We start from the raw sequence: 15,820 nt of genomic DNA, 5'->3' as shown, positions 1-15,820 counted from the left end.
TTAAAACCAATACCTTTCAAAGAACTGATTCCAGATGAAAACCAAACTTTCCATAGCGGTTACCCTTGCCCTATTCAGCGCTGGCCTGCTCAGCGGCTGCAGCGATGATAACGAGCCAACCGAAGCGGCAACGCAAGAGGAAGCGCCGAAAAATAACGCTGCACCAATGCTGAAATACGTTCCGGCTAACTCACCCTACTTCCTGGCAACGCGCGAAGCCTTGCCTGAGCAAGATGCCTTTGATCTTTATCAGCGTATGCAGCCCATGACGACCCTTGAGTCGGATCTGGATGAACTGCGCAACACGCTGCCCGAGATAGAAGACGACGAAGTACTGCATTCGATGATGACGCTGTTAATCGCCATGGGTGAAGAGCTAGTCGGGGTTGAATCACTGGAAGATGTGCATGCGCTGGGCCTCAAGATGAGCCCTCAGGCGGCTTTCTATGGGCTGGGTATCTTACCTGTTATGCGTATGCAGCTGCAGGATGAAGAGGCTTTTCGTGAAACACTGCAGCGCATCCTGACCAAAGCAGACATCACCCCACGTACGGGCAGTACTAACGGTACAGACTACTGGGTATTAACACCTGAGGGCCCTCTCCAGGCCATTCTAGTCATTGAAGACCAGCAGCTACTGGTATCGGTGGTGCCTCAGGATGCCAGCGAAGAGCTGCTAGCGCAGGTGCTGGGTAAAACGCTGCCTGACAGCAGTATCGGTGATACCGATGCACTGGCAGAGCTTGAACAGCGCCATGACTTCACACCTTACGGTGCTGGGCAGATTGACTCCTCTCGGCTATTTGATGAGCTAAGCAGCCCTACGCATTCGGGTACTCAAGCGTTGATGAATGCCGTCGATGGGGAACCTCTGGATCTCTCCACCTGCCAGGCAGATATTGACCGTATCACCAGCCGCTTCCCTGGTCTTGTCATGGGCATGCGTGAGTACAACCTCGACCGTATGGAGATGAACCTCATCCTGGAAACCGATGAGCAGATTGTCGGCGATCTACGCGCCCTGACCACACAGGTTCCGGGCCTTGGCAGCACAGATGGAATGGCCAGCTTTGGATTGGGCCTGGATCTGCCTGTACTGCTTCAAACCGTTCAAAAATATGCGCAGGAAGTGCGTCAAAACCCGTTCAGCTGTGATGAACTGCAGGAGCTAAACGGCACTTGGAATGAAATTAACATGGCGATCAACAACCCGATCACCATGATGATTGGCCCGTCGTTGTCTGGCTTCAATGCTCGCATTGACAGTCTAACGATGAAAAACGGTGCACCCAACGGTATTGGCATCCTCACTCTCGCCTCACAAAACCCGCTGGGGCTACTGTCTACAGTGAGCGCTTTCATGCCGGAGCTAGGGGCCCTTGGGCTTGAACCCGGCGGAAAAGCCAGGCAGGTCGAGAGCATGATGCTGCCACCTGACTCACCCCCGCTCTACGCCGCCATGTCTGACACAGCGGTTGCGTTAGGCGTGGGTGTTAGCGATTCAGCGGCACTGCAGTCAGAGCTACAAGCCCCTACTTCGGAGCGTGATCTGCTATTTCATGGTCATATGACAGGCGAGTTTTATCAGGCCCTGGCCAATGTTATGGAGCAGACAGCGTCCGAAGAAATAACGGCATCTGATATTGAAGTGCTCAAGCAATATGGTGACGCTTACCAGAACACAGAGTACTGGTTCAGAGTGGATGACGCTGGCGTTGAAATGAGTTTCTCGCTGGAATTGAATTGATACCTGACAGTTCATTCCCTACGAAGAACCCGCTGATATAAACGATTGATCAATATTAGCGGGGGCTTGAAAGCCGCATAAACGCCAACAGGGGGCCGAAGCCCCCTGTTGGTATCAGTATTACATAACTAGCGCTGTTTTTTCTGGCTCTCCTTGGCATCGCCTTTGCCTTTTTGCAGTTCGCCTTTCGCCTGCTGGGCCTTACCTTTGACTTCTGTTTTGGTGCTACCCGTTGCCTTGCCCGCGGCTTCTTTCACTTTACCTGCTGCTTTATTGGCCGTTCCTTTCGCTTTATCTTCTTTACCAGTTGCCATGACGAACACCTCTAATCCGTTAGTAGGGAAAGTACCGTATGTGAAAGGTGCCAATAGCACGGCTAATCACATGTCGGCACACTCATCAGAGTAGCCTGTATTAAAAAAGTTGCGCTGATTTATTGATGTCAGGATTTTTATGGCCGGTTGCTTACGGGTAACCGCGTTGGCGTCCAGCGGTTTAACACAACGTGTAAACAAGCCATGGTCAGCAGCGTGAGGGTCAGTGCAACACTCATTGACGAGAACCGATAGAGCGCGCTGTACACCAAATCCTGCTGCGGGCCTAGCGACTGGCCAAACAGAATCCCCAAGGTGGTCAGCCCACCAAAGCCGATCCCCGAACCTCCCCCTTCATGAATATGTTCCCGAGCGAAAAGCATTAACCCCAGCCAGTAGAGCAACACCACCAGCAAAAAATGGTGGCTCTGGGTATATAGCAGCAACTGCATGAGTAGCGCCAAATTGCACCCCAGCAGCGTTCCTACGGCTCGTTTGGCGGCGGATACTTTCGCTCCAGAGTACCCCAGCGTAAACAGCACCAGGATGGTGGCCATCTGCGCAGAAAGCGACCCTTGCAAGTCGAACACCTGAAACACCACAAACGAGAGCGTGGCGGTTAATCCTCCAATGAGGGTTTCGTGGCGAATTTGCGAGGAAGTTTTAGAGGCTCTCGGTGGCGGCTGACGAGCTTCTACATCGGGAAACAGCGTATGCATCAACATGGCAATAAACACTGCTAAACCACTGGCAACGAGGTTACTGGCCAGTAGGTCGCTCAAGTCCACATTAGGGTAACTGGCGAAGTGCAGCAGAATGCTGAGTGTCAGCACGCCATTGGCGCCAAACAGAAACAGCGGCCCTTTCGCCATCAGGTTAAAGCGAAATAGAAAGATGCCCAGCACCACCAGGGTCATCACTACCGGCATATGTTTGAGTAGCCCCACCACCAGGCTGACTTCGAGCACGTTGATCGATACATTGGCTAAAAACTGCCGAATGATATGCCCATTGAGTACCGGCACCATGCCCAGTAAAAACATCGGGAAAACGGTAAAAAACACACCGTAGTTCCAGCCCATCAGTTGGCTAACTATAAACCCAAGCGTACCGCCCCCGGCCACTCTAAGGCACTGACGCAAGCCATTCTTTGAGAGTTCGGGCTTGCGCTTGGTGGCCGCCATGCTAGGGGGTCGCGATCTGGCCAATCTTTTTTTAATACACATAGTGCAGCCAGCTAATGAGATGTGCCTGTAACCATACAAAAGGCTTGGCCAGCACAGCATCACCGGGCTGAAGCTGTACCGTGGCACGGGCGCCGCTGGGTAATAAGTTCGCGATGGGCTGAGTGAGCGCCAAGTGTACGCGCATACGCTGGGCATCGCGCACCCAACGATCAGTGGTGGGAATATCGGCCAGTTGCCCATCGGCAGCCAACTGCCCTTCGCGGACACCGGCATCCATGGCGAGCACTTGGGCATTAAATACCTGCCCCGGCCAGGCATCAAATACTATCCGCGCTGCATCACCAGGCGCCACATGGCGCAAACTCTTTTCACGAAAATCGGCAATGATATCGACCGCATCCGCCACTACCGCTACCGCGGGCTGTCCCGCCTGAACATAGTCACCGACCTCTAGCTGCAGGTTGGAAACACTCCCGGCTTGCGCGGCGCGCACCTGAGTATGGGCAAGATCCAGCTGCGCTTGGGAGAGCGTGTTTTCCGCTTGGCGCAAACGCAGGTTCGTTTCGCCGGCATCGCCCAATTGCACTTCCAGGCTGACTATTTTAGCCCTGGCTGCCGCCACACTGGCCTGTGCGGTACGCTCAGCAGCCACCTGCTGCTCATATTGTTGGCGCGATACGCTCTGCTGCGCCACCAGGGTTTCGGCACGATGTAGCTCACCCCGACGCTCGGCAGCCGTCGCCTCAGCGGATGCCAACTCCGCTTGGGCAGAGGTAAGCTCCGCTTCCAGCTGGGCATTCTCCCGCTCGGCCTGTTCGCGATTAAGTTGCGCCTGCTCAACGGCTAAACGAAACGGCGTCGGGTCGATCTGAAACAGTACATCACCTTTAGCCACATGTTGGTGATCACGCACCAACACTTCGCTCACTGGGCCACTCAGTTCGGGCGCTATACGCGTTACCGGCCGCATCACCCGCGCTTCGGGGGTCATGGGCATAAAGCTATCGGCCACCAGAAAATAGATAAAAAGCAATACAAAGGCAGCAAGGGCTATTTTCACCCAGCGGGCAAATGTTTGATCAGGGGTCATGCAGGACTCACTTGTTAGCCACCAGGCAACTGCCTGGCCAGCGCCTCTTTACGGGCGCGTATCGTGTAGGAAATAGCATAGGGGACTTTAGTCTAACAATTAATTAGCTTGCTAACAATATATATGTACTTATTCACTGCACCAACGCGCTATAACAAGCTTATAAAAACAAAAAACCCCATGGCATAAAGGCCACAGGGCTGAGTACTGAGTGCTTAGTGATTCGCTACACGTTCAAGCCAACGATTTAGAACCGATAACGTAGACCAACGCTGGCCGCATCAAAGGTGTAGTCAGATTTATCCAAGTAGCGCATGTAATCTGCATTCACCGACAAATTGGGGGCTACGTCCATTTCAGCGCCGCCACCGTAGGAGAAATCACTCTCCCGGTTATTACTAACCTCAACTTCTGTGAAGCCCGCTAAACCGTATAACCGCACTTCAGGCGCCACCGGGAAAATCCCTTTTGCATAAGCGCCAGCTAGATGATCCAGATCAGCGCCACCATCTGAACCGCCCGTGCCTAAATGCCCTTCCAGCGCAAAGTAGTCATTAAATTGAGCGCCGCCACGCAGGCGTAAGCCCACGTCATCACGGGAAGGGCCCCTGTCTGGATCCAGGCTCCAGAACATGGCATCGCCACCCAGGTAAGCTTGCGGGTAACCGAAGGACTGTTGTGCTTGAGCACTCGTTGCAAATGCGCCTGCACCCACCAGGAGTACCGCCGATGTAAGTGACAATAGAGACATCTTCATAGCTTGTACCTCAGTTAAAAAACAGTGTTTCCTTACACGTTTGTATTGTGGTTCATAACTATGGAGAACGCAAACATTTACCGCCCCTTGGATAAACTCAGCACGACAATCCCCCCAACGACGACGGCCCCGCCGACCAGTTGGCCAGGGCTGAGCATTTGCCCCAACACGAAGTACCCCAGCACCAAGGAGGCCACCGGTTCGATATTCATCACTGGTGCGTTGCGTGCCATATCGAGTCGTGGCACAAAAATAAACAGCGTTGAGAACGCCGAACCATAGAGCAGCCCGAGCAGCGTGAGCCCCAGCCAGCCAGTGCTGTTATCCGGCAGGCTCATTCCCCCAGGTACCACTCCGGCGATGCCGCCAATGATCATGACGATAAACACCGTTTGCATGGTCAATAGGCTGCGCAGCGTGCTGCCCACACCCGCCAGGCGGTGTTCGGTGACCCACAGCGCGCAGGCAAAGACGAAGGCCGCCATCAATCCAAACCCAATGCCCGCGATCCACCCTGGCCCCATGCCATCGGCGCTGGCGATCCATGAAGGGATATCCAGCACCACCAGTAAGCCGATTAGAATGGTGCCCATAATCAGGCAACTGCGCAGCGTCGGCCGCGGGCCGCCCAGCGCCCAACTAAGCAGTGCCAGCTGAATCGGAAAGGTATTGACCAGTAGCAGCGCAATCACCACCGGCAGCCTGGCCACGGCCGAGTAGAGGCTAACGCTCTGAATCGCGATTAACAGCCCCACCGCAAGCTGCCAAGGCCAACTCCCCGCAGGCAGCCAGAGCCGCTTTTTCTGCACGATCACGAGTGCCACCAAAATCAGGCAGGCCACCCCTGAGCGGGTCAATACTGCCAGTAACAATCCAGTGCCATTATCAAACGCCAGCCGCGCCGAGACATGATTGGCGGCAAACATGGTAGCCACCGTCATCATTAACAGAATGGCCAAGTGGCGCGGTAGTAGTTTCGGCAAAGGGGACGCTGACATAAGAACAGAACGGCTCATTAAGGGAGTAAGAAGGTGTAAGGTGAATACCAGGCGTGTAGCCATCAATAGCCCAGCATGCCTCTCTTTTACATAGAAGGCTAACGAAATTCAGGCGCTGCTTTTCCGCAGCGCAGCATGTTAAACTAAAGTCTATCTCTTTGCTCACTAACCTCCTAGCGAAAAGGTTTTTATGAACGCACCGGTGCTGGTAATTAACTGCGGTTCCTCCTCGATTAAATACGCGTTGATTGACTCAGACCCTCAGGCACCGCGACTCGAAGGCATAGCTGAACGTTTGGGTAGCGAAGAGGCGCGCTTAAAGGGCAAAAACAGTGCCGGTGAACGTTTTACTCAGCCACTTCCTGGAGCCGACCATACCCAGGCGCTTAGCACCATCCTTGAGCGTATGGAGGGCCGATTACCGGCGGCGGTAGGCCATCGCATCGTGCATGGCGGCGAGCACTTCACCCAGGCCGCGCTTATCGATGATAGTGTTATGGCGGCTATTCAAACTACCGCGGCGCTAGCGCCACTGCATAATCCAGCCAATCTAGCGGGCATTGCGGCGACCCAAAACGTCTTTCCTGAGCTGCCCCAAGTGGCCGTGTTTGATACCGCTTTCCACCAAACCATGCCGCCCCGCGCATACCGTTACGCGCTGCCTGAAAACCTTTACGCTGAGCATGGCATTCGCCGCTATGGCTTTCACGGCACCAGCCACGCTTATGTTAGTCAACGGGCGGGGGAGCTGAGTAGCCGTGGCACAGGCGGCTGGCTGGCCGCCCACTTGGGCAATGGCTGCTCCACCAGCGCGGTTTGGAACAATCAAAGCCAGGATACCAGCATGGGTCTTACCCCGCTGGAAGGCTTGGTAATGGGCACCCGTAGTGGCGACGTTGACCCTGGCCTGCACGCCCATCTGCACCGTCAACTGGGCTGGTCGTTAGACAAAATCGACAACGTGCTCAATAAAGAGAGCGGCCTACTGGGCCTTTCAGGCTTAACCAACGACATGCGCGAAATTGAGGAGGCCGCTGAACAAGGGCACGCCACCGCACAGTTAGCCATGGAGGTGTTCTGTTACCGTATTGCCAAATCGTTAGCGGCGCTCTCCTGTGCACTCCCCCAGTTAGACGGGGTCATCTTTACCGGTGGCATCGGCGAAAACTCACCTATAGTGCGCCGTCATGTGCTGTCGCTGATGCCCCACTTCGGTTTTGTGTTGGATAACGACGCTAACGAAGCGACTATCCGCGGCAAAGAGGGCAAGCTGGATAGCGCTGGTCATGATGGGCCGCAGGTATGGGTGATTCCTACCGATGAAGAGGGCCGCATTGCCATGGAAACCCGCCACTGCCTAGAGACACGTGTATGACTTCCCACCCCGACCAGCCACAAGCGATTCTGTTAGTGCCCACCAGTGAGGGCGTTGGACTTACCTCCGCCTGCCTGGGGTTAATTCAAGCGCTGGATACCATCGGCCTGAAAGCCGGCTTTCTAAAGCCGTTTATGCAGAACGAGCTGAACGGCCCGGGGTTGGATCGCTCCACCGCGCTTGTCTCCCGGGCGCTTAACCAGCGCCCGCCTTCGCCGATCTCTCAGGCACGCCTGGAGCGACTACTGCGCGACGACCAAACCGATGAGCTGATGGAGAATGCCGTCGAGCTCTATGAGCAGGTTGTCCAGCAGGCCCACCGCGATGGCAGCACCCTAGACCTCGTCGTGGTAGAGGGCGTAGTGCCTACCCAGCACACCACCTACGCCACCCAAACCAACGCCCAGCTTGCCAATGCATTGAATGCGCGGATTATCCTGGTGGGCACCGGAGACTTAAACGAGCCCCAGGCCCTGGCCGAACAGTTGGATATGCACGCCCGTAGCTTTGGTGGGGTTAGCTCCAGCCGCACCCTAGGCGGCATTTTGATGCGCATGAAGCACCTACCCTATGCTCAGGAAGATGACCTTTCTGCCGCGCCGGGCACCTTCAAACCACAGCTGGAAGAGTCGGTGCTGACTGAGCTACGCCAGTACTCTCCCGCCCTGGCGACCGATAAATTCCACTTGATCGGCGTGGTGCCTTACAGCAAAACCCTTAGCGCCCTGCGCACCCTGGATGTGGCCCGAGCGCTTAACGCCAAGCTGCTGAACGAAGGCGAGGCGGCCAGCCGCCGGGTACTCTCCACCAGCCTCTGCGCCCGCAGCGCTGCTAACGCGCTGCATATTTTCACTCCTGGCAGCCTAATCGTGGCCTCCGGCGACCGCGACGATGTAGTGCTCGCCTCGGCACTGGCGACCATGAACGGTGTTCAGCTAGCGGGCGTACTGCTGACCAACGGCTTTATGCCTAACGACAGCATGATTGAAATGTGTCGCCCCGCGCTGAAAACGGGCCTACCGGTATTGGCAGTAGAGACCGACAGCCTGACCACAGCCCAGAACTTGAGCCAGCTAAGCAGCGAAATCCCCATGGACGATTTCGAGCGCGCCGAACAGGTGGCCCGTTACGTCGCAGCCCATATGGATCTTGAGTGGTTGAAAGCCCACCTGAGCAGCGGTTATACCCGCCGCCTTTCACCTTCAGCGTTTCGCCACCAGTTGGTTAAACTCGCCCAGTTGGCTAAAAAGCGCGTGGTGCTGCCAGAAGGCGATGAGCCGCGCACCGTCGAAGCGGCGATTATCTGCCAGCGCCGCGGCATTGCCGACTGCGTACTGCTGGGTAAGCGCGACGATATCGAAAATGTGGCGCGTAACCGCGGGCTGACGCTGCCCAAAGCGCTGACGATTATCGACCCGGAGAGCAGCCGTGCGCGCTATATTGGCCCCATGGTCGAGCGTCGGCGTGGCAAACTCAACGAGCTAACCGCCGAAGCGCAGCTGCAAGACAACGTGGTACTCGGCACCATGATGCTGCAGTTGGATGAAGTCGACGGGCTGGTTTCCGGCGCGGTGCACACCACCGCCAACACCGTACGTCCCGCCTTCCAGTTGATTAAAACCGCACCGGAGTATAATCAAGTCTCGTCGATCTTCTTTATGCTGCTGCCGGAACAGGTGGTGGTCTACGGCGACTGCGCGGTGAATCCCGACCCGGACGCTGAAACCCTGGCGGAGATCGCCCTGCAAAGCGCCCGCTCCGCTGAAGCCTTTGGCATAGAACCCAGAGTGGCCATGATCAGCTACTCCACCGGCGACTCCGGCACCGGCGCCGATGTGGATAAAGTGCGCGAAGCCACCCGTATCGCTAAACAGCGCGCACCGCACCTGGCCATCGACGGCCCGCTACAGTACGACGCCGCCGCCATCGAAAGCGTGGGCAAGCAGAAAGCCCCCGACTCGCCGGTGGCGGGTAAAGCCACCGTATTTGTATTCCCCGACCTCAACACCGGCAATACCACCTACAAAGCGGTGCAGCGTAGTGCCCGTGTAGTGAGCGTTGGCCCCATGCTGCAAGGCTTAAACAAGCCAGTGAACGACCTCTCCCGCGGCGCGCTAGTCGACGATATCGTTTATACCATTGCGCTGACCGCCATCCAGGCCAGCCAGCGGGAAAGTTAAGTTACATAACTTTCTCCTACTCAAAAAAAACGCCCCGAGCAGTTATCTGCTTGGGGCGTTTGGCTTGACTACTTAACAGTAGGTGCGAGCTAAACCCACATCGGCACCATCGATTCCAGCACCATAACTAAGCTCATCGCGGTGATGGTCAAAATGGAAACGCCAAACACCTGCTTGGCCCAGCGCACATCGTCGTCTAAACGGTAGCCGCGTAGCGCCAAGTAGAGCCAGTAGCCACCCATGGTCAGCGCCACACACAGATACCCAGCACCCGCCTGGCTCGCCAGCCCTAGAGCCAGCGAAGCGGGAATAAACGCCACGATATAGCCAAGAATATGGTGTTTGGCCATTTTGACCCCGCGCACCACCGGCAGCACCGGAATCGAGGCGCGGCGATAATCGGCGTAGCGGAAAATCGCAATGGCATAGGAGTGCGGCATCTGCCACAGGCAGAAAATAACCAGCAGCATAATGGCACCGCTGTCGAACTGCCCCGTCACGGCGCAGTAGCCCACCACCGGCGGCATCGCGCCGGAGAGGCTGCCTACCAAAGTGCCGTACTCTGAGCGGCGTTTCATATAGAGGCTATACAGCCCCACATACACGCCCCAGCCAATGACTGCCAAGGCAACGGTTAGCCCGTTGGTGCCCAGCGCCAGACACACCACCCCCGACACACCCAGCAGCGCCGAAACGCCCAGCGCTTGAGTGATGGAAATGCTGCCCCTGACCAGGGGGCGATGGCGCGTACGCGCCATCAATGCATCAATATCGCGGTCAATGACGTTGTTACACGCACAGCCCGACGCAATGATTAATGCAATCCCCACCATGACCGCCACAAAGCTGAGCCACTCGAACTGTCCCTGGGCGGCCAGAAAGTAGCCGCCTAGCGTAGCAATCAGGTTGCCCCCGATAATGCCCGGTTTGGTCAGCTCGAGCAGATCCCGCCAGCGGCTAGGTGCTGAAATCAGCCGATCATCATGTTGAGATGCAGATGCTGCATGATCCACAGCGAGCCTCCTACCACTAGGACGAGAATCGTCAGTGTGAAGACGAAGGACATCAGGTTCCAGCCCTCGTCGGCTTTGGTACTCATATGCATAAACATGACCAGTTGCACCAGGATCTGCAACACCGCGGTCACGGCTATCACAATCACGGTAGCCAGTACGCTAAAAGCGCCACTCATCACCACCGCAAAGGGGATAATGGTCAGTATCAGCGACAATACCAGTCCTGTCACATACGACTTAACGCTGCCATGGGCATTGGTTGAACTTGCACTCATCTCACAACACTCCCATCAGATAGACGAATGAGAAGACACAGATCCAGACAATATCGAGGAAGTGCCAGAACAGGCTTAGGCACAAAATCCTCGGCCGGGTCATATCGTTCAACCCTTTGGTCGACAGCTGTACCAGCATCACCAGAATCCAGATCATGCCGAACGTAACGTGCAACCCGTGGGTGCCTACCAGAGTAAAGAAGGCCGACAAAAAGCCGCTACGATCCGGACCGTACCCTTCATGGATCAGGTGCTGGAATTCATAGATTTCCATCCCCAGGAAGCACAAGCCCAGCAGGAAGGTAATGATCAGCCACACTTTTACTTGGCCTACACGATTGGCATGCATTGCCAAAACGCCCATGCCGAAGGTAAAACTACTGATCAGCAGCGCAAAGGTACCGAAAAGAATCAACGGTAATTCAAAGATATCAGCGCCGGTTGGCCCACCCGCCGTGCCTCTCATCAGCACGGCGTAAGTGGCGAACAGTGATCCGAAGATCACCAAATCGCTCATTAGGTAGACCCAGAAACCAAACAGCTTTGTGCCCGAGGCATCGTGATGCTCTTCTTCGTGCTCTACCGGGTGGTGCGAGCTATGATTTAGCGTATCAGTCGACATTACGCTTGCGCCTCCACGCCTAGTTTTTGTTCACATTTGAGTTGATGCTCACGTTCGATGCGCTCAACTTCAGCAGCAGGAACGTAGTAGTCGATATCGTCATTAAACACGCGCGCCATAAAGCTGACGAACACACCCACAGCGCCGACGCCGGCTAACCACCAGATATGCCATACCAGGGCAAAACCAATGACCAGTGCAAAGAAGCTGATAACCGGCCCGGCCACGGTATTACGCGGCATATGGATATCGGTGTAGGGGGCTTCTTCCAACTGCTCGTTGCTACGCTGTTTTTGCGACCAGAAGCTATCGATATCACCCACTTCCGGCAGGCGCGCAAAGTTGTAGAACGGTGCAGGTGAAGAGGTTGACCACTCCAGGGTGCGGCCATCCCAGGGGTCACCAGTGACATCCGCATTTTGCTTGCGGTCGCGGATGCTGACCCAGAACTGAATAATGGTGCAGACAATGCCCAACATGATGATCACCGCGCCAACCCAGGCCAGAATCATCCACGGCTGCCACTCAGTGTTGGGATAAGACTGCATGCGGCGTACGGCACCAAAGAAGGCCAGCACGTAAAGCGGCATAAAGGCAACGTAGAAACCGATAAACCAGCACCAGAACGAACGCTTGCCCCACTTTTCGCTGAGCGTAAAGCCGAACGCTTTGGGGAACCAGTAGGTAAGCCCCGCCATCATGCCGAACACCACGCCGCCGATAATGACGTTGTGGAAGTGCGCAATAACGAACAGGCTGTTATGCAGCACAAAGTTGGCCGCGGGCACCGCAAGCATAACGCCGGTCATACCGCCTAGGGTAAAGGTGATAATAAAGCCCAGCGTCCACAGCACCGGCGACGTCAACTCCAGGCTGCCGCGGTACATCGTGAACAGCCAGTTGAACACTTTCACCCCGGTGGGGATGGCGATGATCATCGTCATAATGCCGAAGAAGGCGTTGACGTTGGCGCCCGCCCCCATGGTGAAAAAGTGGTGCAACCAAACCACAAACGAGAGCAAGGTGATTGAAATGGTCGCCCATACCATAGTGGCGTAGCCAAACAGCCGCTTACGGGCAAAGGTCGCAATTACTTCAGAGAACACGCCGAAGGCAGGCAGAATCAGGATATAAACTTCCGGGTGGCCCCAGGCCCAGATGAGGTTGACGTACATCATCATGTTGCCGCCAAAATCATTGGTGAAGAAGTGCATACCCAAATAGCGATCCAGCGTTAGCAGTGCGATGGTCGCGGTCAAAATTGGGAAGGAAGCAATGATGAGCACGTTGGCGCACAGCGAGGTCCAGGTGAAGATCGGCATGCGGAACATCGTCATGCCTTTGGTGCGCATTTTGATAATGGTGACGAAGAAGTTGATACCGGTGAGCGTCGTACCTATCCCGGATATCTGCAACGCCCATATCCAGTAATCGACCCCCACCCCGGGACTGAACTCGATCCCCGATAACGGCGCGTAAGCGAGCCAGCCGGTAGCTGCGAATTCGCCCACTACCAGCGAAATATTGACCAGTATTGCGGAGACCGCAAACAGCCAAAAACTTAAGTTATTCAGGAAAGGGAAGGCAACGTCGCGGGCACCAATTTGCAGCGGCACCACCAGGTTCATCAGGCCGATGACCATGGGCATGGCGACAAAGAAGATCATGATCACGCCGTGGGCAGTAAAGATCTGATCGTAGTGGTGAGGCGGCAAATAGCCCGCTGCATCCCCGGCGGCCATCGCCAGCTGGGTGCGCATCATTATCGCATCCGAGAAGCCACGCAGCAGCATCACCAGAGCGACGATGAAATACATAATGCCGAGCTTTTTATGGTCAACGGAGGTAAACCACTCGTTCCACAGCCAGCCCCACTTACGGTAATAGGTGATTAAACCAAACAGTGCGATCCCACCAATGGCCATAAAGGCCGCGACGACCATGATGATCGGCTCGTGGTAGGGAATTGACTCTAACGTGAGTTTTCCAAACACGACTTAACCTCCCGCTTCTAAGCTAGAAGGATGGCTGCGCATGGCATTATCCTGACTAGCATGGTTATTGGTTTCATGGCCTGATTCGGCCGCATGATCAGTAGCGTGAGCGCTTTCGCCATCGTGTGGCTTAGCATGGTCGCTGCCCATCTGGTGGCCGCCGCCCATATCGTGCTCGCTGCCGGTATGGAAACTTTTCAAGATGCTTTCATACAGCGAAGGCGAAATCGCTGAGAAGTACTCCACCGGATTCGATTCGCTGGGCTCAGCCAACGCCTCATAACCTTCGGGGTAAGTCAGCGTTTGCGGGGCGCCGCGCACGGTTTCAACCCAAGCGTCAAAATCAGCAGGCGTCGTCACCTTGGCTTCAAAAGTCATGCCAGAGAAGCCCGCGCCACTGTAGTTGGTGGAACGACCAGGGTAGCTACCAATTTCATTAGCGATCAGATGGACATCGTTATCCATGCCCGCCATGGCATAAATCTGGCTGCCAAGATGGGGGATAAAGAAAGCGTTCATCACTGAGCCTGAGCTGACCCGGAAGCGCACCGGTGTATCCACCGGAAAGGCCACTTCGTTAACACTGGCAATACCCTGCTCGGGGTAGATAAACAGCCACTTCCAATCAAGCGCCACCGCCTGTATTTCGATCGGCGCCACATCGCTTTCCAGCGGTTTGTGGGGATCAAGGGTATGGGAGGTCTTCCAGGTCAACAGGGCGAGTACAGCGATAATTGCGCAAGGTACGAGCCACACCACCGCCTCAATCACATTGGAGTGCGCCCAATCAGGCGTGTATTTAGCCAGGCTATTACTTCGCCGGTAACGCCAGCCAAACAGCAGCGTCATGACAATCACAGGAATAACCACAATCAACATTAGGCCAAAGGCGGTGAGAATCAGTGTGCGCTGCTCAGCGCCAATCTGGCCTTTTGGGTCTAGCAGCGCTGAACTACAGCCTGCTAGAAACAGACACAGCGCAAGGAGCACTAGCGTGCCTCGCCTGCGCCAAAGTGAGCGTCGTTGCATGGTGTGATCTCGTCAGAGGTTGTTTAAAACACTAGCTAGCCACGCGACAAAAAACATAGCAGGCTAACTACCACCCCATACTCTTCCCAAAACATGCTCGTCAGAACACTGCATGAAGCTGTGAGCGTCACTGCTCCGGGAAAAATATGCGTCGCCGAATGGGAAATGGCGACGAGTCGCGCTGCTTAAGCACTAAAGGACTTAAGCAGCTAAGACTAAAGTATTTTCTATTGATCTAGATCACGAAAGAAGTGGCGCATTGCCGCACCCCAGGTATTGACTGCTATGTGTCTTCTCTTCGTCGGTAACCACCACATCAAAATCGTCCAGAGCAGCGAAATAGGCAGGGCGTACTACGCCGAACTTGCTAGCATCCACCACCAACAGCCGCTGCATGGCGGTGGCAATGGCTGCCTGTTTGGGTGCAACTTCGTGAAAGTGAAAGCAGCTAACACCTCGCTCTAGATCTACCCCAGCCGCCGATATCAGCGCTTTATTAATACCCAACCGTTCGATGGCAGCGGCCATATTGTCGCTGCCAAATGACTGCGAAGCAGGATAAAACAGCCCACCCAGCAGTACCAAGCGCACGTTGGGGAGTGCAGCGACAGCATTGGCAACGTTTAACGCATAGGTGACTACCGTCAGTTCGTGGAAATGACTTAACTGGCTTAGCAGCGGCATCAGCGTTGACCCGCAGTCAATAAACAGCGTATCGCCCTCTTGTATATAAGCTAAGGCGCGCTGGCAGAGCCGGTGCTTGGCTTGATAGTGGCTGGCCTGCTGCTCATTTAAATCATAAATAGGGGTTACGCCCGGGTAATTTGCCATCACTAGCCGCCCCCCCAGCAGGCTAATAGCGGTCTTCTGGGTAGTCAGATCGCGGCGGATGGTCATTTCTGAAACATCGCACAACTCTGCGGCATCGCGCAGATGCAGAGTGCCGCCACTGGCAAGCGCTTCCTGAAGTTTGGCAAGGCGCAGCGCGCTTCGGCCATTGGTAGTGGGCATCTCCTTGCAAACCCCTCTTGTTGTGTGAAGCTAAACGTAAATATCGTATCGATGTCTTGGCGATGCTGCCTTCCTAAATAGTCAGCGTTCATTTCTATGCTGCGTGAGCAACGGCGGAATTTCCACTGCTATATCGTCATGGGATGTCTCTACGGCCATGTCTCCACGGCTACCACAACCCTTGAACCGCCCAGCCTCTACCTGATCCCCGCGAGAGTTATATGA

14 protein-coding genes are annotated in these 15,820 nt (G+C 55.3%); 3 read left to right on the top strand and 11 right to left on the bottom strand.

Features of this window, described 5'->3' with window-relative positions:
* Positions 1–34 precede the first annotated feature (34 nt).
* Positions 35–1,747, top strand: coding sequence for a hypothetical protein (locus JI62_RS15185; RefSeq protein WP_088700944.1), 1,713 nt, complete (start codon positions 35–37; stop codon positions 1,745–1,747).
* A gap of 128 nt (positions 1,748–1,875) precedes the next feature.
* Here JI62_RS15185 and JI62_RS15180 read toward each other — a convergent pair whose 3' ends face one another.
* From JI62_RS15180 to JI62_RS15160, 5 genes are all read right to left on the bottom strand, one after another.
* Positions 1,876–2,061 (bottom strand): CsbD family protein, encoded by a 186-nt coding sequence (locus tag JI62_RS15180; RefSeq protein ID WP_088700943.1) that lies wholly within the window; start codon positions 2,059–2,061, stop codon positions 1,876–1,878.
* A gap of 137 nt (positions 2,062–2,198) precedes the next feature.
* Positions 2,199–3,245: a DUF2955 domain-containing protein gene (locus tag JI62_RS15175; RefSeq protein WP_088700942.1), complete on the bottom strand. Its 1,047-nt coding sequence runs from the start codon at positions 3,243–3,245 to the stop codon at positions 2,199–2,201.
* A gap of 31 nt (positions 3,246–3,276) precedes the next feature.
* Positions 3,277–4,338 carry an HlyD family secretion protein gene (locus tag JI62_RS15170; protein ID WP_088700941.1) on the bottom strand — a complete coding sequence of 354 codons (1,062 nt, stop codon included), beginning with the start codon at positions 4,336–4,338 and terminating at the stop codon, positions 3,277–3,279.
* Positions 4,339–4,585: 247 nt separating this feature from the next.
* The gene (locus tag JI62_RS15165; RefSeq protein ID WP_088700940.1) at positions 4,586–5,095 is read right to left on the bottom strand and encodes a porin family protein; all 510 of its coding nucleotides are present in this window, start codon (positions 5,093–5,095) and stop codon (positions 4,586–4,588) included.
* A gap of 77 nt (positions 5,096–5,172) precedes the next feature.
* Positions 5,173–6,093, bottom strand: coding sequence for an EamA family transporter (locus JI62_RS15160; protein WP_088700939.1), 921 nt, complete (start codon positions 6,091–6,093; stop codon positions 5,173–5,175).
* 190 nt (positions 6,094–6,283) lie between these two features.
* Between JI62_RS15160 and JI62_RS15155 the strand changes: the two genes are divergently transcribed.
* Positions 6,284–7,468, top strand: coding sequence for an acetate/propionate family kinase (locus tag JI62_RS15155; protein WP_088700938.1), 1,185 nt, complete (start codon positions 6,284–6,286; stop codon positions 7,466–7,468).
* Positions 7,465–9,648 (top strand): phosphate acetyltransferase, encoded by a 2,184-nt coding sequence (gene pta, locus JI62_RS15150; RefSeq protein WP_088700937.1) that lies wholly within the window; start codon positions 7,465–7,467, stop codon positions 9,646–9,648. The genes JI62_RS15155 and pta overlap by 4 nt, the downstream gene beginning before the upstream one ends.
* 89 nt (positions 9,649–9,737) lie before the next feature.
* Here pta and cyoE read toward each other — a convergent pair whose 3' ends face one another.
* The 6 genes from cyoE to JI62_RS15120 all read right to left on the bottom strand — a co-directional run bounded on the left by cyoE (position 9,738) and on the right by JI62_RS15120 (position 15,595).
* Positions 9,738–10,661 carry a heme o synthase gene (gene cyoE, locus JI62_RS15145; RefSeq protein ID WP_088700936.1) on the bottom strand — a complete coding sequence of 308 codons (924 nt, stop codon included), beginning with the start codon at positions 10,659–10,661 and terminating at the stop codon, positions 9,738–9,740.
* The gene (gene cyoD, locus JI62_RS15140; protein WP_022520636.1) at positions 10,619–10,939 is read right to left on the bottom strand and encodes a cytochrome o ubiquinol oxidase subunit IV; all 321 of its coding nucleotides are present in this window, start codon (positions 10,937–10,939) and stop codon (positions 10,619–10,621) included. Before cyoD ends, cyoE begins: the two co-directional genes overlap by 43 nt.
* Before the next feature lies 1 nt (position 10,940).
* Positions 10,941–11,561 carry a cytochrome o ubiquinol oxidase subunit III gene (cyoC, locus tag JI62_RS15135; RefSeq protein ID WP_088700935.1) on the bottom strand — a complete coding sequence of 207 codons (621 nt, stop codon included), beginning with the start codon at positions 11,559–11,561 and terminating at the stop codon, positions 10,941–10,943.
* A complete protein-coding gene (cyoB, locus tag JI62_RS15130) occupies positions 11,561–13,555 on the bottom strand; it encodes a cytochrome o ubiquinol oxidase subunit I (RefSeq protein ID WP_088700934.1) in 1,995 nt (664 codons plus the stop codon). The genes cyoC and cyoB overlap by 1 nt, the downstream gene beginning before the upstream one ends.
* Positions 13,556–13,558: 3 nt before the next feature.
* On the bottom strand, positions 13,559–14,584 hold the full coding sequence (gene cyoA / locus JI62_RS15125; RefSeq protein WP_088700933.1) for a ubiquinol oxidase subunit II: 1,026 nt from the start codon (positions 14,582–14,584) through the stop codon (positions 13,559–13,561).
* 240 nt (positions 14,585–14,824) lie between these two features.
* Positions 14,825–15,595, bottom strand: coding sequence for a DeoR/GlpR family DNA-binding transcription regulator (locus tag JI62_RS15120; protein ID WP_088700932.1), 771 nt, complete (start codon positions 15,593–15,595; stop codon positions 14,825–14,827).
* Positions 15,596–15,820 lie beyond the last annotated feature (225 nt).

Origin of the sequence: Halomonas campaniensis, assembly GCF_002211105.1 — a bacterium.
GTDB classification, from domain to species: Bacteria; Pseudomonadota; Gammaproteobacteria; order Pseudomonadales; family Halomonadaceae; genus Vreelandella; species Vreelandella campaniensis_A.
Note: the sequence above shows the minus strand (reverse complement) of the source record. Positions and strands in the feature narration are given on the sequence as shown.

What these genes read in the sequence shown, in the direction of transcription:
- JI62_RS15170 (WP_088700941.1), bottom strand. Translation starts at nt 4,338, where the DNA reads ATGACCCCTGATCAAACATTTGCCCGCTGGGTGAAAATAGCCCTTGCT.
- cyoC (WP_088700935.1), bottom strand. Translation starts at nt 11,561, where the DNA reads ATGTCGACTGATACGCTAAATCATAGCTCGCACCACCCGGTAGAGCAC.
- JI62_RS15155 (WP_088700938.1), top strand. Translation starts at nt 6,284, where the DNA reads ATGAACGCACCGGTGCTGGTAATTAACTGCGGTTCCTCCTCGATTAAA.
- pta (WP_088700937.1), top strand. Translation starts at nt 7,465, where the DNA reads ATGACTTCCCACCCCGACCAGCCACAAGCGATTCTGTTAGTGCCCACC.
- JI62_RS15185 (WP_088700944.1), top strand. Translation starts at nt 35, where the DNA reads ATGAAAACCAAACTTTCCATAGCGGTTACCCTTGCCCTATTCAGCGCT.
- JI62_RS15175 (WP_088700942.1), bottom strand. Translation starts at nt 3,245, where the DNA reads ATGGCGGCCACCAAGCGCAAGCCCGAACTCTCAAAGAATGGCTTGCGT.
- cyoA (WP_088700933.1), bottom strand. Translation starts at nt 14,584, where the DNA reads ATGCAACGACGCTCACTTTGGCGCAGGCGAGGCACGCTAGTGCTCCTT.
- JI62_RS15180 (WP_088700943.1), bottom strand. Translation starts at nt 2,061, where the DNA reads ATGGCAACTGGTAAAGAAGATAAAGCGAAAGGAACGGCCAATAAAGCA.
- JI62_RS15160 (WP_088700939.1), bottom strand. Translation starts at nt 6,093, where the DNA reads ATGTCAGCGTCCCCTTTGCCGAAACTACTACCGCGCCACTTGGCCATT.
- cyoD (WP_022520636.1), bottom strand. Translation starts at nt 10,939, where the DNA reads ATGAGTGCAAGTTCAACCAATGCCCATGGCAGCGTTAAGTCGTATGTG.
- JI62_RS15120 (WP_088700932.1), bottom strand. Translation starts at nt 15,595, where the DNA reads ATGCCCACTACCAATGGCCGAAGCGCGCTGCGCCTTGCCAAACTTCAG.
- JI62_RS15165 (WP_088700940.1), bottom strand. Translation starts at nt 5,095, where the DNA reads ATGAAGATGTCTCTATTGTCACTTACATCGGCGGTACTCCTGGTGGGT.